The organism is Microcoleus sp. AT3-A2 (assembly GCF_036705685.1).
In the GTDB taxonomy this organism is placed as follows: Bacteria; Cyanobacteriota; Cyanobacteriia; order Cyanobacteriales; family Microcoleaceae; genus Microcoleus.
Genome location: NZ_JAUBVF010000031.1, coordinates 16,186 through 35,868, shown reverse-complemented (window position 1 = coordinate 35,868; position 19,683 = coordinate 16,186). Strand labels below are relative to the sequence as shown.

19 protein-coding genes and 1 pseudogene are annotated in these 19,683 nt (G+C 45.9%); 10 read left to right on the top strand and 10 right to left on the bottom strand.

What is annotated here, in order from left to right:
- Positions 1–334: 334 nt before the first annotated feature.
- From QUB37_RS17945 to QUB37_RS17930, 4 genes are all read right to left on the bottom strand, one after another.
- Positions 335–1,258, bottom strand: coding sequence for a vitamin K epoxide reductase family protein (locus QUB37_RS17945; protein WP_333164444.1), 924 nt, complete (start codon positions 1,256–1,258; stop codon positions 335–337).
- Between the two features lie 177 nt (positions 1,259–1,435).
- Positions 1,436–2,323, bottom strand: a complete 888-nt coding sequence (gene btpA, locus QUB37_RS17940) for a photosystem I biogenesis protein BtpA (protein ID WP_333164441.1) — start codon at positions 2,321–2,323, stop codon at positions 1,436–1,438.
- Positions 2,324–2,519: 196 nt separating this feature from the next.
- Positions 2,520–4,097: a reverse transcriptase domain-containing protein gene (locus QUB37_RS17935; protein ID WP_333164438.1), complete on the bottom strand. Its 1,578-nt coding sequence runs from the start codon at positions 4,095–4,097 to the stop codon at positions 2,520–2,522.
- Between the two features lie 88 nt (positions 4,098–4,185).
- A complete protein-coding gene (locus tag QUB37_RS17930; protein ID WP_333164436.1) occupies positions 4,186–4,401 on the bottom strand; it encodes a hypothetical protein in 216 nt (71 codons plus the stop codon).
- 860 nt (positions 4,402–5,261) lie between these two features.
- Between QUB37_RS17930 and QUB37_RS17925 the strand changes: the two genes are divergently transcribed.
- Complete coding sequence (locus QUB37_RS17925) at positions 5,262–6,248, top strand: GDSL-type esterase/lipase family protein (protein WP_333164434.1); 987 nt, start codon at positions 5,262–5,264, stop codon at positions 6,246–6,248.
- Between the two features lie 451 nt (positions 6,249–6,699).
- On the opposite strand, the gene QUB37_RS17920 is transcribed toward QUB37_RS17925, so the two are convergent.
- On the bottom strand, positions 6,700–7,752 hold the full coding sequence (locus QUB37_RS17920) for a Gfo/Idh/MocA family protein (RefSeq protein ID WP_006635844.1): 1,053 nt from the start codon (positions 7,750–7,752) through the stop codon (positions 6,700–6,702).
- A 509-nt stretch (positions 7,753–8,261) separates the two neighbouring features.
- Here QUB37_RS17920 and QUB37_RS17915 point away from each other — a divergent pair.
- Positions 8,262–8,921 carry a PEP-CTERM sorting domain-containing protein gene (locus tag QUB37_RS17915; protein ID WP_333164431.1) on the top strand — a complete coding sequence of 220 codons (660 nt, stop codon included), beginning with the start codon at positions 8,262–8,264 and terminating at the stop codon, positions 8,919–8,921.
- Between the two features lie 36 nt (positions 8,922–8,957).
- Here QUB37_RS17915 and QUB37_RS17910 read toward each other — a convergent pair whose 3' ends face one another.
- The 3 genes from QUB37_RS17910 to def all read right to left on the bottom strand — a co-directional run bounded on the left by QUB37_RS17910 (position 8,958) and on the right by def (position 11,233).
- Positions 8,958–10,295: a PrsW family glutamic-type intramembrane protease gene (locus tag QUB37_RS17910; protein WP_333164429.1), complete on the bottom strand. Its 1,338-nt coding sequence runs from the start codon at positions 10,293–10,295 to the stop codon at positions 8,958–8,960.
- 177 nt (positions 10,296–10,472) lie between these two features.
- The gene (locus tag QUB37_RS17905; RefSeq protein WP_199292547.1) at positions 10,473–10,673 is read right to left on the bottom strand and encodes a hypothetical protein; all 201 of its coding nucleotides are present in this window, start codon (positions 10,671–10,673) and stop codon (positions 10,473–10,475) included.
- The gene (gene def / locus QUB37_RS17900; protein WP_333164427.1) at positions 10,673–11,233 is read right to left on the bottom strand and encodes a peptide deformylase; all 561 of its coding nucleotides are present in this window, start codon (positions 11,231–11,233) and stop codon (positions 10,673–10,675) included. Before def ends, QUB37_RS17905 begins: the two co-directional genes overlap by 1 nt.
- A gap of 101 nt (positions 11,234–11,334) precedes the next feature.
- Between def and QUB37_RS17895 the strand changes: the two genes are divergently transcribed.
- The gene (locus QUB37_RS17895) at positions 11,335–11,847 is read left to right on the top strand and encodes a DUF1648 domain-containing protein (protein WP_333164424.1); all 513 of its coding nucleotides are present in this window, start codon (positions 11,335–11,337) and stop codon (positions 11,845–11,847) included.
- Between the two features lie 236 nt (positions 11,848–12,083).
- Here the strand turns inward: QUB37_RS17895 and QUB37_RS17890 are convergent.
- A pseudogene (locus tag QUB37_RS17890) lies at positions 12,084–12,538 on the bottom strand (aspartyl protease).
- Positions 12,539–12,657: 119 nt separating this feature from the next.
- Between QUB37_RS17890 and QUB37_RS17885 the strand changes: the two are divergent.
- Complete coding sequence (locus QUB37_RS17885) at positions 12,658–13,950, top strand: pentapeptide repeat-containing protein (RefSeq protein WP_333164422.1); 1,293 nt, start codon at positions 12,658–12,660, stop codon at positions 13,948–13,950.
- 710 nt (positions 13,951–14,660) lie between these two features.
- On the opposite strand, the gene QUB37_RS17880 is transcribed toward QUB37_RS17885, so the two are convergent.
- Positions 14,661–15,284, bottom strand: a complete 624-nt coding sequence (locus QUB37_RS17880) for a TenA family protein (protein WP_333164419.1) — start codon at positions 15,282–15,284, stop codon at positions 14,661–14,663.
- Positions 15,285–15,573: 289 nt separating this feature from the next.
- On the opposite strand from QUB37_RS17880, the gene QUB37_RS17875 reads away from it, so the two are divergent.
- The 6 genes from QUB37_RS17875 (at position 15,574) to QUB37_RS17850 (ending at position 19,576) form a co-directional block, all read left to right on the top strand.
- A complete protein-coding gene (locus QUB37_RS17875) occupies positions 15,574–16,536 on the top strand; it encodes a glycosyltransferase family 2 protein (protein WP_333164416.1) in 963 nt (320 codons plus the stop codon).
- An 84-nt stretch (positions 16,537–16,620) separates the two neighbouring features.
- Positions 16,621–17,226 carry a glutathione S-transferase family protein gene (locus QUB37_RS17870; protein ID WP_333164414.1) on the top strand — a complete coding sequence of 202 codons (606 nt, stop codon included), beginning with the start codon at positions 16,621–16,623 and terminating at the stop codon, positions 17,224–17,226.
- Positions 17,227–17,445: 219 nt separating this feature from the next.
- Positions 17,446–17,661: a hypothetical protein gene (locus QUB37_RS17865; RefSeq protein WP_333164412.1), complete on the top strand. Its 216-nt coding sequence runs from the start codon at positions 17,446–17,448 to the stop codon at positions 17,659–17,661.
- Entirely contained in the window at positions 17,661–17,921 is a 261-nt protein-coding gene (locus QUB37_RS17860) for a hypothetical protein (RefSeq protein ID WP_333164410.1), read from the top strand. Before QUB37_RS17865 ends, QUB37_RS17860 begins: the two co-directional genes overlap by 1 nt.
- 167 nt (positions 17,922–18,088) lie before the next feature.
- The gene (locus tag QUB37_RS17855; protein WP_333164408.1) at positions 18,089–19,237 is read left to right on the top strand and encodes a tetraprenyl-beta-curcumene synthase family protein; all 1,149 of its coding nucleotides are present in this window, start codon (positions 18,089–18,091) and stop codon (positions 19,235–19,237) included.
- A 66-nt stretch (positions 19,238–19,303) separates the two neighbouring features.
- Positions 19,304–19,576 (top strand): hypothetical protein, encoded by a 273-nt coding sequence (locus QUB37_RS17850; RefSeq protein ID WP_333164406.1) that lies wholly within the window; start codon positions 19,304–19,306, stop codon positions 19,574–19,576.
- The last annotated feature ends 107 nt before the right edge of the window (positions 19,577–19,683 follow it).

The window sequence follows — 19,683 nt, the reverse complement described above, 5'->3', positions numbered from 1 at the left end:
TTTTTGGTTTTTCGGTGCGATCGGGCTGCAAAAGCAGAAACCGGGTTTCGCAACCAAAATATGTCATTTCAACAATCATTCTGGAAGCAGAAACCCGGTTTCTTGCATTTTTATGTAAAAGTTTTAGTAGTTATTCGCAGATCTAAATAGTAGAGGCCCACAACTTGTTTTATTTTTTTTCGTTCTCACTAATTTTTATTATTTTTTTATTGATTATAGATGCAAGATTTTAGATTGATTTCGCAGCACGAGCTAAGGATAAAATAAGTTAAAAACTAGGATATTTCCTGCCCATCAATCTAAAATCTGTCATCTATAATCTCCAACTTTCCTGTCAGTTTTGAAAGTTGCGGGGGCCGGTGTAACCCGATAAATCAGCGAGTTTATCCAAAGATTGTGTCCCCGCATAAAACTGACCATTAATCTCCCAAGTCGGGAAACCTTTAATATTAGCCGCAGCAGCTTGGCAAATCTCAGCGCGGGAATTTTGGCCTTTGGGATCGCATTCAAAATAATCAATTATTTTGGCTGCTTCTTTGCCGAACAGCATTTTTTGGTCGTGGCAGTGGGGACACCAGTAAGCGCCGTACTCTTTAGCGCCGATTTGTCGGAGGTGGCGGGCCAAAGCAATTTGGGCAGGACCGGAGGTTGTAGTGACGGCAGGGGGTACAAGTCCGGGGGTAGAGACAATAGGAGGAGGTGAGTTGACGCTGTTATAAAGTCCCAAGGCGCCGATCGAACTCACCATTGCCACCAAAATGCCTGTAAACACCAACTGTCCGATATCTTCCCACTCGCGCCCGACTAGCACCAGCACAAACAGCGACAGCGCAAATAAGGCGGAAGTGATGCAGTAAATGCACAGTTCCTGAATTTCAAAAGCCATCAAATACATCAAATAGCTGCTGAAAATTACCATCGCAGCGGTGATGATAAATAGCGCTTGCCAAGTTTTGTTTTCTAGTTGAGAGTGCAGTCCTTTATTGGTGGCGGGATTGACGGCTTTGGGGGCCAATGCCAGGACTGCTATGCTCAGGTAAGCCAGACAGCCTAACAAACTTAAAGGCACTGTGCCAAAGACTGTAGCGTAGGGACTGTTGAGAACTTTGTCGCAGCCGCTGGTGGGACAAATGACCGAGCCAGTCGTGAATTTAGCGATCGTGAGATAGGCCGTTTCTACGACGCCTATGGCTGCGATCGCTGCCATCACAGTCCGAGACCAGCGATGAATCCAAGGGGTTGAACGTCGGCGAATCATTTTTTGATTTGGTAATTTGGGAATTGGGAATTGGGAATTGTTGACTGTTGACTGTTGACTGTTGACTGTTGACTGATAACTGATAACTACTGACTGATGACTGATAACTGATGACTACTGACTACTGCCAACTGCCAACTGACTACTGCCAACAGTCAACAGTCAACAATTCCTATTTTACTTTTTACTTGTGACTTTGCCCGGTTGCGGTGTTGGCTCTCTTGAGCCATTAGCATCTCTATTTTCCTGTTCGCGCTCTTTCTGGGACAAGCTGCGGCGGGCGGCTTCTACAAACTGACTGACGCGGATCGGATCTATAGGCTGCTCGATGCGGCCGTTTCGTTTCAGGGAACTCGATACGATTACGCCGTCAGCGGCCTGCATGAGGGTGGAAATGTTTTCCCACGAGGCCCCGCTGCCGATGAAAACTGGAATTCCCGCTGCTGCTGCACTCGCGAGTTCTAAGTCTTCGAGATTGGGAGGGCTGCCAGTTGTCCAGCCGGAAAGGATTACGGCGTCGGCTAAAGCTCGCCCGATCGTCTCTTGGACGGCTGTGGTCAAATTAGGGCTGCCTAGGGGGCGCCCGTGCTTGACTAACACGTCTGCTAATATTTTGACATCGCTGCCCAATTCCCGGCGGTAGCGCAGTAGCTGGTGAGCTTGGCCTTCAATTAAGCCTTGGTCTGTAGCCATGATGCCGTTGAGGACGTTGACGCGGATGAATTGAGCTCCTGTGCAGGAGGCGATGGCGATCGCGCTGTGGGCGTCGTTTCGCAGCACGTTAACGCCGATCGGCAGCGTCACGAGATTTGTTAGCCTCTCAACTACCAGAGTCATGGCACTTACCACCGCCGGATCTACGCTGTCTTTAGCAAAAGGAGCGTCGAAAAAGTTCTCGACAATGATACCGTTTGCGCCACCAGAAGCCAGCGCTGTAGCCTCTTGCTCGGCTCTTCCGATAATAGCTTTGAGGTTCCCGCCCCAGCGGGGAGAAGTTGGCAAAGGCTGTAAATGTACCACACCGATTATGGGATTCGGCGTTTTGAATATTTGTTTTAAGTCCACGGATTTTCCTGAAACCACCAAGTTCACCAAAAAACGAGCGGGAAGCCCCTGACTTTACGCATGGGGAGGAAGGCGGCTGCGACGACCGTCGCCTTAAATCCCCTTTCGGGGTTGGAGAGGTCGGGTGGCCTCTCCGGTGAGGCATGGTTGCCTCAATCTCCCTTTCGGGGTAATGTGGTTGAGTCGAGGGAGGCTATTACGCCTCGCCCCTCTCAGTTAGATCTGTACGTGCGAGTTTCCCCGCATACAGCTCCCGATGTTCTTGGCTTGCGCCTTTGCTCATGTGGATATAATCGTGGCAGCTTTCGTGAACCGCTAGAAGGTTATTTATTTTCCAATTACTATGGCAGCCATCTACATGATGCAGATGTACCTTTTCATCGCCTAGCATTTTTAAGCCACATTTTCCACATTTATGGTTTTGCCGTTTTAAAGCTTTAGAGGTTTCGCCGTTATAGAGCTTGCTGTTACGCTCACTCCAGTAGGCTATATCTCCGTCGTAGGGTGATTTCTTCCCTTTGACATTGATGTGTTTGTTTTCGGAGTAAGGAACCGATGGAAAGGCTTTATCAAGCAGTTTCTTGCTCGTGTAGCGAGTTTGTTTGGATTCCTTGTTGAATACCTTGAAAGCTCTTGTTTCGATGTGGTATAGCGAGTTGCGCGACCCATCCATCTTGCAGTAGCGGTGGTAATTCCTCCAGCCTCTAACTACAGGGGCTAATTTCTCAGCCTTTGTGGTAGCACCATAATTCGAGTTGTTGACGATGTGTTTTACCTTCTGACGGAACGCCTGGAAGTTATCCACTGAAGGGATACATCTAAACTTACCGTTGCTTTGCACCTTAAAATGCCAGCCTAGGAAATCAAACCCATCTGTCGTAGCGGTTAGCTTGGTTTTCTTTTCACTGACTTTCATCCCCCTTTTTGCTAGAAACTGGCTTATTTGCTCAAGTATTGCTATTGCATCGTCTTTGGGCTTTAGAATGAATACCATATCATCCGCATAGCGCACGGACTGGTGGATGTCTTCTATACCATTGAGTGCAATGTTTGCTAGTAGGGGACTTACCACTCCCCCTTGCGGGGTTCCTTGTTCGGGGAATTCTGGATTGACTCCTGCTTTTAAGCATCGGAAGATTCCGAGCTTTATACCCGATGGGGCGATAAGTCGTTCCATTATTGATAAGTGGCTTATCCTATCGAAGCATTTTTCGATATCGAGTTCGATAACTCGTTTCTCTATTCCATTCACCCTGGAGTTCAGATTGTCAAACAGGTGCTTTTGCGCGTTGTGCGCTGAGCGTCCTGTCCTAAAACCGTAGCTTCTGGCATGGAACGTTGCTTCGTGCGCTGGTTCTAAGGCAAACTTGACGAGACATTGCCAAGCTCTATCTTCGATAGTAGGCACTTTTAATAGGCGGGTTGTCCCGTCCTTCTTTGGTATGGGTATTTCCCGTAGTTTCTGGTGTTTCCAGTCGCCACTTTTGGTTCTGAGGTTTTCGCTCAGCTCCAGTCTCTCCTCATGATTGAGTGAGGCTTTACCATCTATACCTGCCGTCTTTTTCCCAGCGTTTAATTGCGTTACTTGACGTATTGCCAGCATCCTGGCTGCGGTTGACTTGAGTATCAACCTCTGAAGGGACATAGCTTTGCGCTTGTCTCCAACCTGAATCGCTTTGAACACTCTTCTTTGAAGGCGGAATAAGTCCTTCTGAAATCGTTTCCAGGGGAGAATTTTCCAAGTTTCACTAGCATTACTGCTGTGTCTAAACATACTCTTCACCAATTTGTGTTTTCTGAACACCTCAGACCAGTTACGGTCTGTCCTACCCGGCTTAAGGGAGTTCCGACGCTCGTCTGTCCTACTTGGGATTCGACATTCCCTTGACCCTCAAACCGTTTTTCTTCGTTCCTTCGGTTAGATTGTTCGTTCCGTTAGGTGGAGCCAATTCAACCGCTGGTTCCCCTGAACTCTTGTCGCTACTAAGCGAATGTGCGACGGGGATATCTCCAGCGAAGTCGGGTGTTGGTGTTGTGTCCCGCTTTTCTCTAGGTTGCTTTTCTAGGCACTGTTTCACCGTGGGAACTCCCCATTAGCGCTAGTGTCATCTCACAACAGATGTCTAGTTGCGCCCTGTTCCCAGCTTCACCCCGGAAGAAACGAGCTTCCTCAGTGTGGGCAGATAGGGAGTCATCTATGAGTCTTAGAGGAGGGGCTTACACCCTCATCTGACCGAAAGTTCAACCTTCTCTTTTGGAGTTAGTTGGTAACGTTATGTACGGGTTGGATACCGTGATTCACGTTACAACGAATCGCACTCGCTTCGAGAATGTTTAGTGAGCTTGTTAGGCTGAAAGCACTGGTTTGACCCCATTAAGCCTGTTTAACTCTCAGCGATAGAGCGGAAAACTAGCGTCGCATTTTCCGGTATCGTGACTCAAAAAACGTAGGTCTGATCCTGTCTCTGGTAAGGTTTGGGCTTTCGGTTCAATCTCGCTCATAGAGCCGGACTGTCTTGAAAGCCCCCGCTTTTAAGCGTGGGGTTCCTTACTGACGGCTGACGGCGGATTTTGACGGTATATTCTAGAATTCTATATCCACGGGGGCGATTCAGTTGACTTAATCGGGTCGCCCAGTTGCTCAAACCCCGCAGCCATAACAGTTTAGATTTTAGATTTTAGATTTTACATAGGCGACCCGCTCACCTCACTTAAAGACGGATACTTGCTTCTAGGCAGGAGTCCTGGAAAGCAAAAAAGTTTATATTTTAGCGATATCTCCCAGATTCATCTGTGGAGTCAATGCTTTAATCTTTAATCTTTAATCTTTAATCTTTAATCTGCTGACTACAATCGGGGCTGAAAGCTTGACTGCAGTTGCATTCTTTTTTATACCTTGGTGTCGGCAGGGTTTATCCTTCTCTATCGAGGTTGACTGGTGGAAGTTGTTCTCATAATTTTGGCTGTCACCGCAGCATTGGGGGCGGCAATCGAAGTGCTCTTGCGGGTGCTGCTGGGTTTTGGTAATCCCTTGATTTATATTGCCGATGCCGAGTGCGGCTATTTGTTGGCGCCCAACCAGAAGGTGCGTCGCTTGGGCAACCGGATTGAGATTAACGAGTATTCGATGCGTAGCGGATCGATCGCCCCGATCGCCCCTCCAGAAACTCTGCGCCTCTTGCTGTTGGGAGATTCTGTCGCCAACGGCGGTTGGTGGACACATCAGACAGATACGATCTCGGAAATTATGGCTCGGAATTTGAGACTGCTAGTACAGAATCTGGCGAGCGATGCACAATTAGGTTCACAAGTCAACTATTTAAATTTTGAAGTTCTCAACGCCTCAGCGAATTCTTGGGGGCCGAGGAATCAACTTGCTTACGCCAAGCGGTTCGGTGTTTTTGGGGCAAAGGCTTTGGTTTTGCTGCTCAATACGGACGATTTGTTTGCATCGGCTCCCTGTTCTCTGGTTGTGGGCCGCGATCGATCTTACCCGGATCGCAAACCCCGATCGGCTACCCTAGAGTTATTGAGCCGCTACCTGCTACCTGCAGTGCCGACTCCCCAATTGGCAGCACCCGGAGCCACAAGCGGCGATGTAGTAGGCTGCAACTTAGAAGCTATTCGCCAAATCCAGAAAATAGCTGTATCCGCCAACGTCGAGTTTTTGCTAGCCGTCACGCCCAAGCGAGGCGAACTCGGCGGCCCGGGCCCTCGCGACTGGGAAGTCAATGCTAGAGCGCGTCTCGCCGAACTCGTAGAAACAGAGAAAATTACTTACATAGATTTTCTTCCCATTTTCAATTGTGCGGCCGAATTTCCAACTCTGTATCGAGACAGCATTCACCTCAGTCCTCAAGGAAATCAGCTAGTTAGCAAAACCATCAGTCGTCAAATAGCCGCTCTTTTTTGGCATAAATCGTGACTTCACCTAAAGACGGATACTTGCCCACGACTCCTGTTGTCGAGAGCAAAAAAGTTTAAACCTTAGTTCAAGCCCCCAGACTCATCTGCAGAGTCAATCGATTGCGCGATTTTAGATTTTAGATTTTAGATTTTAGAATTGAAGCATTGACCTCACGGATAAATTCGGGGGGCAAGTTTCATCGGATACAGGTTTTTTATTTCTGGGTCCTGAGTCTGCTTTCGGAATGAATCCGGGGGCTTGTATCCTGGATGCTTGATTGTCAATCTAAAGTCTAAAATTGTTCGACTGAGCGCAACTCGACGCACGCGCTCACCGAACTTCTCACGCCGAATTGTCCAATTTCAAATCGGCTGACATCGAATCCGGTTGCATGGGAACAGTTACCCTCTTCAACGAACAACAAACCCAAACTGTAAAAGCACCCGGAAACGACACGATTTGTCTCGATTTAGCTAACTTGCAAAGTAGACTCTAGCTCTTTCGGATACCAAGCTTGACCGTCGAGAGCCATTTGCTCAATCAAACTCGCAAGCCGCAGAGCTTTGAGAGCTTGTTCTCCTCCCACAGAAGGCTGATTTCCACCCCGCACGCAATTAATAAAATGCTCCAATTCTGCGTGGAGCGGTTCAATATTGCTAGTGTAAACTTTCTCGATCAATCCATCTTGACGGTAAAGCACCTGACCGTAATCGGTCACATAATTGGCGGTTGTTTGCCGATGAATCAAGATTTCGTTGTTGAGAAAATCTGCCTCTGTCAGAGAATTCTTGCAGTGAGCCACGATTGAACGAAGTTTGCGGTGCGTCACCTTACTGGCAGTCAGGGTGGCGACAATGCCGTTAGCAAAGTTCAACGTCGCTGTCACGTAGTCTAAATAACCTGAATCTGAGGCCCTGCTGCCGCTGGCGGTCAGCTTCACCACTTGGGAATCTGCCAATTCCAAGAGCAAGTCGATGTCGTGGATCATTAAATCCAATACTACCGATACGTCGTTGGCCCGCTGGGAATAGGGACTCATCCGGTGAGCTTCCAATGCCAGTAACTCTTCAGTTTTCAGCACTTTGCCGAGTTCCTGAAAAGCTGGATTGAAGCGCTCGATGTGACCCACTTGTAAAATCCGGTGGGCCTCAGCAGCCGCGTTGACCAAAGATTCGGCTTCGGCAATGCTAGCCGCGATCGGCTTTTCAATTAAAACGTGAACACCCGCTTGGAGACAAGACATCCCCACAGGGTGATGCAGGCGAGTTGGAACGGCGACGCAAACTGCATCTACGTGGGCGAGCAAATCTCGGTAGTCTTCAAAGAAACGAACCCGGTATTTGCTTGCTACATCTATTCCCCGCTCTACATTTATGTCTGCAACACCCACGAGTTCGATATCTTTTAGCAAGCTCAGAACTCGCGTGTGATGCTGGCCCATATTGCCAACCCCAATCACCCCAATGCGGAGGGGTTCAGGTTGACTTCGCTGGGCGAAAACGTTTGCGTATCCCAATGACATCCTATCTAGCACTCCTGGATTCTCCTCCACCACCACAGGAATCAAGCCCCTTGGCTTCCCTCAGCTACTCACAGCCATCCAGATAGTACCACAGTCAAACTATTTGTGAAGAATTTCTAAGTTCTGTTTTGGGATTATCGCGTCAGGCACTCTAGCAAAAGCTACTCATACACAAGGGCAGAATACAGGGGTAAAATGTCGGGAGATTGCGTATTGACAAAATTTATTAAATGTGTATATGCGGAGGACGATCGTCCTCCGCATCGCAACAACACAAACCCGTCGGAATATTTGGCGATTACGATCAAACATTTTTCTGGTTTCTGTTGAAAAGCAATAGTGAAAGTCATAAATTATACAAATATAAACGATGACTTATCCGTATTACTTCGGTTGTTTACATTCGGCAATCTTTGAATTCACAAAAATTTACCTTAAGAATGCGGATAATTACGGGCGATCGCTTTCTTCAATCGAATACACTTAAGTAAAATCTGATGAGGTAGACTATGAACCAGAAACAAAGACAGAGATTGGGAAGTGCGATCGCTAGCACAATTTTAAGTTATGCAGCGGTGTCATTAGCAGGAGTTGACCAAGTACAAGCTGCCGTCCTCACCTACAATTTTCAAGTGGAAGAGGGTGGAGGTAGTGGTTTTTTTAAGTTGAGTAATTCCTCGCTTACAGGAATAGGATCTGAAGGAATTGCAGTTGGTGAGGGAAGATTTAACACCTTTGCCACGGCCTCTGTCTCTAAAACTTACTATGATTTAGCAGGGGCTATAGCTTTATTTTTTCAAGGGGATTTTCGCGGACTGAGTGCAAGGGGAGGCGACGGAGAGATTAGAGAAATTGACCTTCCAGACGTACCAGGAGGGCCTTTTTACGTCAAATATGACAGCAGGGCATCTTGGTCTATGGCTACCAACGGGGCGACCAGTCCTGATAGGTGGACATCTTATTTCTCGGGATATCGTGAGACAATAATTAGCAACAGGGAGCGTCATTTGGCGATAGACGGACGTAGAATTATCAACGATGCCCCTGTTTCTTACACCCTAGTAGATACCGCACCCGAACCAGTTCCCGAACCTATAACATTTGCAGGTACAGCTTTAGCACTGGCAGGTTTAAGCTGGTTAAAACACAAGAAAAAAATGGCAGCTTAACGCGCGATCGCACCTCAACAATTAAGCAGTCAGAAGTCACTTTTCAGAAAATATTCGAGTTGCAAAATTTTGCTCTCGATTCGGAGACAGAGCTCTGGCTTTCAAAATCGCGGCTACCAAAAACGCATAGGACAAAACTCCCACCAACGCCAACAAAAGTACGCTGGCGGCTCCCGACGCATTCCACAAAGCGTGAAGTGCGGAAGCGCTGAAATAACCTACGCCCAAAATTTGCCAGCGCTTCCTGGGTTTAAGGGCGCTCAAACCGATAAAATATCCCAAATAGCCGCTGTAAGCCATGTGTCCGGCGGCGGAACCCAAAATGCGGGGAATTAGCAACTGCAATCCTACTAATTGTCCGGCGTCCGGCCCTGCTTGCAGGGTGACATTTTGGATGACATTGGGAACGTACTGTCCCAGAGTTTCTAACAGTGTAAAACCGACTGCTGAGGCACTTCCTAACAGAATTCCGTCTAAAGGTTCCCAAACGCCGATTCGATCGCGCCACGGATTTTTCAGCCAATTTCCCAGCAACATGGCTCCCAAAACGGGCAGGGCTTTCAGCAATTCTTCCATCAGACCCGCCCCGAAAAACATTGTGGTCAAAAAAGGCAAAAAACTGATTGTTTCGCCTTCGATTGGCAGGCGGCCGGGCAAAATTTCTCTAAATACGAATATAAATCCAATTAATAAGGGGCTGCTCAGAATCAGGGCTGTAGCTAAAGCCGAACCAAGCAATACCCACCAAGGCTTGTGTTTGCCGCATAGTTGATAGATAAAGTAGTAAGCCGCACCGGCGAGGTAAGCTGACAGCAGCAAGTTGAATGCGGCAGAATTTCCAACGGCGACAAACATCGACACGACAACAATAACTGTGGCGATACCTGGATATAAGTAAGCTTTTTGGCTTAATTGTTTGCCAGTGGAGGCGATCGGGAATAATTGAGTTAAAGTGAGAGCGTCTTTTTCGCTACCAGCAAAATTGCCCGTTTGTGGTGTTCTTAATCCGGGTTGATTTTGGTAAGGGGTTACGGGAGATTCAAATATAAATTCAGGGCCGTCAAGACCGAGACTGATGCGATCGCCTGTTTCTAAAGTTTGGCAGCCAGAGAGCTTTTTTCCGTTGATATAAGTTCCGTTAGCGCTGTTGAGGTCGCAAATTTCCCATCTCCTCAAAGTACCCTTGGTTAGGGGACGGATCATGGCGTGGCGACGAGAAACCATGCCGTGGGCGATCGACTCTAAAGTTATTTGACAATTGCGATCGCGTCCGATGACCAATTCCCCATCTTCAGAAAGTTGGTATTTGGATGCTGGGTTTCCCGCAGCCTCTTTGGCTGGCACTTGTCGCAGAAATCCGATTTCATTAGTCATGAGTTATGAGTCATTAGTCATTAGTCATTAGTCATTGGTCATGAGCTCGCGAGCTGTTAGCTGATGTTATTTTTGAGCAATCTTTATTCCACAGTTATTGGTTGTTAGCTGCTGACTAATTACTAATTACTAATTACTAATAACTGCTGACTAATGACTAATGACTAATAACTCTGCTTATAGATTTGCCCTGGCATCCTGAACGGCTGCATAGAAAAATATGCCAGTTAGCGGTACGCTCAGGGCGAGGATGATGCCCGTGACTAAATTGCCAAGCTGAGCTTCTCCCGAGGAGAGCTCAAAAATTGAGCCGACTGCCGCGATCGCAGTGATGCACGAAAGAGCTAATAGTAAACCACTTTTCGGAGTTCCTGCCATCATACTGATTTTACTGCCTTTGGCGAAAATTTCTGCTTGACTAATGCTTCATTCAGTGCCAGCTTGTTTTCAACTCTGTCTACAAACAGCACTCCGTTGAGGTGATCCATTTCGTGCTGAATGGCCCTCGACAGTAAGTCTGTTGCTATCAGGGTTTGTGGGCGGCCGTATTCGTCGCGGTAAGAGACTTCAATGACTTCTGGGCGTTTGACTTCTAAATAAACTCCCGGAATGCTCAAACACCCTTCTTGCAAGATGCAGATATCGCTGCTGCTACTTTTGATGGTGGGGTTGATCAAAACCATTGGGGGTGTGGCGGGGTTTTCCGGGTCGCAGTCGAGGACGATTACTTGTTTGTTGACTCCGACTTGGGGGGCAGCCAAACCTATGCCATCCGCACTGTACATGGTTTGCAGCATTTCTCGGACTAGCTGCCGAATTTCTGCATCGACGCTTTTGACGCGCTTGGCTGGCTGCCGCAGGACGCGATCGCCTAATGTGTGTATTGTTAGGGGCGGTTTTTCTAACTTTTTCTTTTCAATCAAAACCTGAGCCGTCATAAAACCTCGCGGGATGTTTGGAAACCCCCAACGAAAGCTGTTGGGGAATGGAATTGGAACCAATACTATTATTTCCAATATTAATCTAATTTTAAGTAGCCATGACTGGAAACACACCAAACCAACGGCCGGTTATTTCTCTGGGACTTTCACCTATTTTAGTGGCGGTAGAGCTTTTAGGTGCGATCGCGCTTTTGCTGGCTGTTTTGCTCATCGTCAAGTTTTGGGCCGTTTTGCCCGATCGAATTCCGATTCATTTCGGCTTGGGAGGGCTGGCTGATGCTTGGGGCGACAAGGTGACGATTTGGATCGGGCCGGCGGTGGCTGCCATTATTTTTGCGGTTTTAACTGCGGTATCGCGCTATCCCCACACTTTTAATTATCCGGTACGGATTACTTCTGAGAACGCTCGTCGGCAATATCTGTTGGGGCGAGGCCTTTTGGCTTCGCTGAAGGCGGAGATTTGCTGGCTGTTGGCGTTTGTGGTGCGGCAGCAAATTCTTGTCGCTTTGGGCAATGCTCAAAGGTTTAGTATCGAGTTACTTGTAGGGTTAGTTGTTTTGATTTTTTCGACGGTTGGCGTGTATTTGCTCAAGGCTTATTCTGCTCGCTAGATGTAGGGCAAAAAATTTACATATACCCAACAACCTCGTTCTTTGGTATTTTTTTACCGCCGTTAATAATACCTAACCTCTCAAAAATAAAGAAGATTCCTGGCAAGGAGGAATAAATTACTCAAATTTTTCTGAAGAGTTTAGTCCTCATTACAAACATTTTTGATAGCGAGTAATTGACTGGAGATGAGAGGAATCACAGGCGAGAGGTTTGTACTACGGTAAACGCCGATCGACTACCCCATCAGATATGTTTGCTGATTGTTCATCGGCAATACTCGCAACCGTCGATTTTTCAAATCAGGTTCTAAGCCTAGTTCTTCCATTGGAATTACCCCAACAAAACAGCAGAAACGCCTTCGGGTAATTCTAAACAATCAAATCTCCCTTCTCTCCCCTCTACAATAATTTGAGCGTCTGCAAAAATTCTACCTTTTTTGATGCCAGCCGATGTTTCTACATCTCTTTATCCTACTTGTTTTAAACCTAGTTGGCTAATAATAGGAGCGGGCAAGGAAAGCAGAGTTGCTCCGGTATCGACAACAACGTTATCGAGGGTGACAGAGCGAACTTCCTCAGCAGCAATGAATCCCCGTTCCGCCATAACTAGATCGATGCGATTCGTGACGGTGATTGTTGTAACAACTTGACCCTTTTGTTTTTCTTTCAGATTGGGGAGTACCAGAGCCATAGTATGTTCCCTCTTTGAGTGTAATTAGTGGAGATTTATATTGTAATATTATCTAGAATCCTGCTTGGTTAGTTAAAATCGTTTTATTGACCAGCCACAGTTAGAATTTGCCTCAACGCATGACACCCGAACCAAACTCTTCTCAACCCAATCGCCCTGAATCTAACGTGACTGTAGAAAGTCTCAACGGTGCGAGCCCTACTGCGCCACCAGAATCAGGGACAATCGTCACTACTGCTGAACCGAAAAAACCGGTACCGCCACCTCCAACTCGCAAGGTTTTATTGCCGGAGCAGCCGGAACAAACGACTGCTGAGAAGTCGGGGTCGGCGCTGACGCTGGGGTTGATCGCAGCGATGATTTTTGGGCTGGCCAATGACAACATTTGGCTGGGCTTAATTGGTGGCGTCGGTGCGATCGCCATATCGCTGCGGCTGATGTGGCCGAGTTGGGGCAAAATCTGGGCGCAGGTAATTCCGCCGACTTGGCGCACTTTGATAGTCGCCTGCTTCGGGCTTTTAGCTGGGATTGTTGGCTTGCTGATGCTCAGCGGTACTAATACTGAACCGGGAAGCCGCAACATCCAAATCAACTGGGACGCCATCGGGGCTCTCGGCGAGTTGATCGGCGCTTTGGGCCAAATTTTGATCGCAATTTTGGGCGTTTACGTGGCTTGGCGACAGTACGTGATCTCGAAAGATTTGACGATTCAGCAAAACAGAATTACGCAGCAGCAAACGATCGATGCTTATTTTCAAGGGGTTTCCGACTTAGCCCTTGACGAACAAGGGTTTTTGGAAGACTGGCCGCAGGAAAGGGCGATCGCAGAAGGGCGCACCGCTGCGATTATGAGCAGTGTAGATGCTGAAGGTAAAGCTAAAATTCTGCGGTTTTTGTCGCAGTCGAGATTGGTTACTCCTCTGAAGCGCGATCGGCTTTTAGGCCGCCCCATCCTTGACGGCGACGGCGGCTACGCTGAAGATAGAGATCACGGTATCCGGGTTATCGATCTCAATGTGATGTTAGCGGGTGCTGATTTGGCTGGCACCGATTTGCGGTGGACGGATTTGAGCGAAGCCAACCTCGTCCGCGCCAATCTCAGCAAGTGCGATTTAGTGAAAGCCAACCTCTCCCGCGCTGTCTTGTACGACGCCAATCTCGCTCGCGCCGACATGAGAGGAGCCGCATTATTCTACGGCTCGGCAGAAACTGCATCTCCCCGCAGCCGTACCGAATTTCCGAACTATCAAACGGGCGAACATACCGGCGCTGTGGTTGAACGCGCTGATTTCACCGCTGTCAAGCGGCTGTCGGATGAGCAGCGCTATTACTGCTGCGCTTGGTGCGGCTCGAAGTCGAGAGAGACTATTCCCGGCGGCTGCGAAGGGATTCCCAATAAACTCGGACGTTAAAATTAGCAGTACCGCTGTACCTACGTATATATTTGGCGATCGCTCGGCAGCGGACTACACTTTAATTTTAAATCTACAGTCTTGCGCTGTTTTAGGCATGACAAATACTGATTTAGGGTTAGAAGTAATTCCGCGCCTGGAGCGATCCAAAATCCGGGAATGGTTAATTTTTGTCGCTGCTATATGCTTCCTGATGGGACGGTAAATGGCACATATAAATCGCTAATTTAGGCGACAGCTATGCAGATGAGGGGCATCAGCATTCTGTGGCTTTTTATCCCCTGTTTCCTTGGCTGATGCGCGGCTTCACGACTTTGGGAATGCAAGTAAAATTAGGAGGGGTACTCATTAATAGTTGGACATTTTGGCGTGCATTTTTGCTGGTTGCAAGCTGTTAGTAAATTTGCCCTGATTTGGGGCAATGGCTATTTGTTGTGGTATTGGCGAAAATGGCTGATCATTACAGTCGTGTATTCCGGCATTTGCTCTTTAGCGCTACTGATAAACTCCAGTGTTATGCAATCGCTTCATCGCTACGCTTACGGCATTGTCTTACTCTGAGTGGAAGCCAGTTGAGTGTTGAGTAGTCAGCCTCGTTGAAAATATGTTGTTATGGCAGTATTGGCTACATTCCTGCTGTACATAGCTGTTAAATTTACTGCGTGTAGGTAGCTTAAGATAGTTATCCATATCTTTTGCACAAACTTAATTTACTCTATTTCCCAAGCTGCCTGAAAAAAGTCTCTTTCGCATAGCATAGCGTAGCGATAGGTTGCTTCTACTTCTGGCCCAGCCTCTGCGTAGCGATCGACCAAACTTTCCAGCCGTTTTGCTAAAATCTCAAAATCTGGGCTGCTATAGGTGGAAATCCAGTCGCTAAAGGCGTGTTCCGGTATATTAGGTTTAGCTAGCTGCTGTCCCAAAAAAGCATACAACCGCAAGCAAGGAGTCATGGCGGCTACTGTCAAACCTACACCACTCCCCCAGGCTGTCGCTAATAAAAAATCTGTGTAGCGGCGGGTAGCGATTCCCGGTTTTGCCTCTTGCAAGTTTACACCCCATTTTGCTGCATATCCTTGATGCAAACGAAGTTCTTCTAAAACACCGCTACCGAGATTGTGGAGGATTTCAAACCCCTCCCAGTCGGGTGCTTTTGCCGCAGCGATACTGTAAGCGCGAGCGAAGGCTCCCAGAAAAAATGCGTCTTGTGCAACGTAATATGCAAAACTATTTTGGGGCAGGCTGCCTTCAGCAATGCCTCTGACAAAGGGATGTTGCAGACAAGCTTCGCTTAAGTCTTGATTTGCTTGCCAAAGATAATTTGAATTTGTCATGCAATTTTGAATCTATGGGTTATGATAGTGATTTTTAGATACGACTCAACATCTATGATAACAGAGATTTTTACTTTGTTTGGGTCAGTTTTAGTTGACATTTGGTTTTTCGTACTTAAGAAACTTGATAAGTTTGGCTAATGCTCTTTTGTCGGATACTGTTGCCAGGTTCAAGGAGTGAGATTCCGTGCCAACTTTATAACTTGAATCCACCCATGTCTTGAAAAAAATAAATGGTTGATTTATTTAAACTAGCATTTGCAAACTCTATTTAATCACCTAAAATTCGATGGACTATACACCTAAGTATTCCTTGGTAATTCCCATATATAACGAAGAAGAAAATTTAGCGGAATTGTATCGGCGCATTAGTGCCGTGATGGATCGAATGGACGGCCTAGTAGAATTAATTTTAATCAATGATGGCAGTCGCGATCGCTCTCTAGAACTTTTGCGAGAATTGCACGAAAAAGACTCGCGAATTTGTTACCTCAGTTTGGCCCGCAATTTCGGTCATCAAATAGCTGTAACTGCTGGTTTAAACTTTTCTAGCGGTCAAGTTGTAGTCATCATGGACGGCGATTTGCAAGACCCACCAGAGCTAATTATAGATATGGTAGAACAGTGGCAGCAGGGCTATCAAGTTGTTTACGCTCAACGCACTCAACGCCGTCAAGAAGGTTGGTTTAAGCGGTTACCAGCTTATATGTATTATCGCATTTTGCGCCATCTTGCTGATGTTGATATTCCGATAGATACCGGAGATTTTTGTTTGATGGATAGGTGCGTGGTAGATGTACTTAACGCCATGCCAGAACGCAATCGTTACATTCGGGGACTGCGGGCTTGGATTGGTTTTAAACAAACGGCGGTTAAGTTTGAACGTGATCCGCGTTTTGCAGGCGAGGTTAAGTATACCTTCAGAAAATCTTTAAGTTTGGCGATGAATGGTTTAGTCTCTTTTTCAAAAGTTCCCCTCCGACTTTCGATTTATATGGGGTTATTTGCTGCATTTATATCTGTGTTAATGGCTTTTTTGATTTTGTATTGGCGGCTTTTTTATCCAAGTTCTGCCTTAACTGGTTTGACAATTGTGATGATGGCTGTTTTCTTTTTGGGTGCGGTGCAGTTGGTGAGTATTGGGATTTTGGGCCAGTATATAGGGCGTATTTACGAGGAGGTGAAGGGCCGCCCGCTTTATACGCTGGCAGAAGTGGCTGGTTTTGGCGATCGACACCGATCGCCAAAATAATTTTAGCAAACAACGGTTAACTCATCGTGCCTACATTATCTAATTTATGAGATAATTTAACATCATAAAATCTTCTCAAGGCTCATGTTTAAACTTTACGAATATTCCCCCTCTGGCAATTGCTATAAAGTTCGCTTGCTCTTAACTCAACTTAATATTCCCTTCGATCGCACAGAAATTGATATTCTCCAAGGAAAAAGCCGCACACCTGAATTTTTGGTCAAAAATCCCAATGGCCGCATTCCGGTGTTAGAAATCGAACCGGGTAAATTTCTGTTTGAATCGAATGCGATTATGTTTTACTTGAGCGAAGAAACTGAGTTTTTCCCCACGGATAAATTTGAACGGGATCAAGTCATGCAGTGGTTATTTTTTGAACAGTACAGTCACGAACCTTTTATTGCTACTTCTCGTTTTTGGTATTTGACAGGGAAAGCTGAAGAATATCAGGAAGCACTCCAACAAAAACAAGCACCGGGTTATGCTGCTTTGGGGGTGATGGAACAGCATTTAGCAGAAAATGAGTTTTTTGCGGGCGATCACTATACTATTGCTGACATCGGTTTATTTGCTTACACTCACGTTGCGGGCGAGGGCGGATTTGACTTAACCAGATTTCCAGCTATTCAAACTTGGATAAATCGAGTAAAAAATCAACCTCGATATATCAGCATTACACAATTAAATTAAATTTAAATGAGGCTAAATATACTATACGTCTAGAACATTACCGTCACATTTATCCGTAGCCTAAAGTAATAAGTGGTGCGCCTTAAATACTAAAATTTTACGGGGCTGTAAAACACTCGTTAAGCGTATTGCTCAGTGAAAACTAGCTCGAAGTTGAGTTGATCTGGCTGCTCTTCCTCTGTGTCGGCAATGGTTAGTTTCGACGCAAAGCAGTTGAGAATGATGCCTCGAATCAGCGATACTTCGCCTAAAGGCGATCGCCTTTATATTGTATTCATCCCGATGGTAGTGCGATTGTCTCGACTTTTGGGAGTTTACCGAGCGATCGAGTGCTTCAGCAGACATACTCTAAATCTGAGAGAGGTTTCGCCTTTCCTAATGGTAGTGCTGGCATTAATGACTATGGCACGGCGCTGTGGTTGGCGGGAATGTTGATGAGTACGATCGACTCTGATTACTTCCCGAAGACACCCCAAGGGCGGGTGCTTTGTTTTTTGCTGGCGTTGTGTGCGATCGTGCTATGTGGTTATTTGACAGCAACGCTAGCCACATTTTTTGTGAGTCAGGATGCTGAGAGCGATCGAACAGAAATAGCGGCTACACAATCAATTCAAGCTCTGGAAACAGAAATTACTGCACTGCCAACAGAGGTTCAAGCCTGCTTCACGAAAAGGTTTAGGCCTGTGAATTGCTGACCTTGGATTTGAGCATGAGGTCGATCGATCTCGATGCGATTGTAGAGAAACGATTATGTCTGTCCAATTATAGATAATATTCTAATCTAAACTCTTCCAAGCGAGAGAGGATATTTAAATTGTTTAATTTTACTATCAAAGGACAACATAAGAACTAACTAAAAATAATGACAACACTCATAAAAAATAAGTGGAATGATACTAATAAAGAGGTTAGCTATTCTCTCCCAAAAGCTTCAGCAATGCAAGTTCCCTCTAATTCTGGGATGCTGATGCTGGGGATTTACCGCGAAGTTCTTCCCAGAGTGCGTAAATATTTACAAGTCTGGCAGAAAGAAGCCGAACTAATTCCTAATTCGGAATTAAGGAAACAAGCTTTACTAAGCATAACAAATAAAACATTTCACTGTGAAGGCGGTTCTATTTATGGACTACTTGCTAAAGAAAAAATTGAGCCAACAATCCGCTTTATAGTTGCTTATCAAACAATTAGTGATTATTTAGATAACCTGTGCGATCGTAGCACTTCCCTAGATCCAGAAGATTTCCGTACTCTCCATCAAGCTTGCTTAGATGCTTTGACACCTGATGCTGAAAGCATTAATTACTACCAATTTCGTCAAGAACAAGACGATGGTGGCTATCTCATGAAACTCGTAAAAACTTGTCAAGATGTATTAAAAAAACTGCCATCCTATCAAGTAATTGCTCCCTGCTTACATGAGCTTGCTGATTATTATTGTAATTTACAAGTTCATAAACACGTCAAAGTTCAGGAGCGAGTTCCTCGCTTAAAAGCATGGTTTGAAGAACATCGCAACCAAATCCCTGAAATGAAGTGGTATGAATTTTCTGCTTGTACTGGCTCAACGTTAGGAATTTTTTGCCTGATCGCTTATGCAGGCGATCCCAATTTTTCTAAAGAACTAGCTATCAAGGTTAAAAACAGCTACTTTCCTTGGGTTCAAGGACTTCATATCCTACTTGACTATTTTATTGACCAAGAAGAAGACAGGATAGGTGGTGATTTAAATTTTTGTACTTACTACCAGAGCGAACAAGAAACAATAGAACGCTTTTTTTATTTCCTAAAAAATGCTGACAAAGCTGTTTATCTGTTACCGGAAAAACACTTTCATCGAATGATTAATCGAGCTTTACTAGGTGTTTACCTAGCAGATAAAAAAGTGAATCAACAGAGAGATGTCAGAAAAACTGCTGGAAAAATTCTTCGCTCCTGTGGTGGCTCATCACTCTTCTTTTTGTGGAATGCTATAATTATGGCTCGGCTTCGTTATCAACAAATATTTGTGTAAGTCAAATGTTTGTGTAAGTCATTGAAATCAATTCGTACTTTTTATTACATTGAGAGGAAAAAACTCATGGACAATACATTGTTCGATCGCACATTCCGCGACAGCGAAGGCCAAATTGTTATAGCTCAGATGCCAAATCTACCACTGAGTGTCGGGATTGTAGCTAGTTTATTAACGCTCATTGTTACAAGTGGTAAAATTAATTTAGGGTTGCAGATAGTAGGCTTTGGGTCTTTGTTTACTTGGGCTTGGCAAGAATTATTTCAAGGCGTTAATTACTTTCGTAGAGCATTAGGTCTGATTGGGCTTGTCGGTCTGATTGCATGGAAACTTCAATAATTAGGTAAGCATAAATCAAATCAATAAGGTATATAGCACTTCTCAGTAAAATGAGGTAGAGTGGGTAATTGGTAATTGGTAATTGCTAATCGCTCGTCTGCATACCT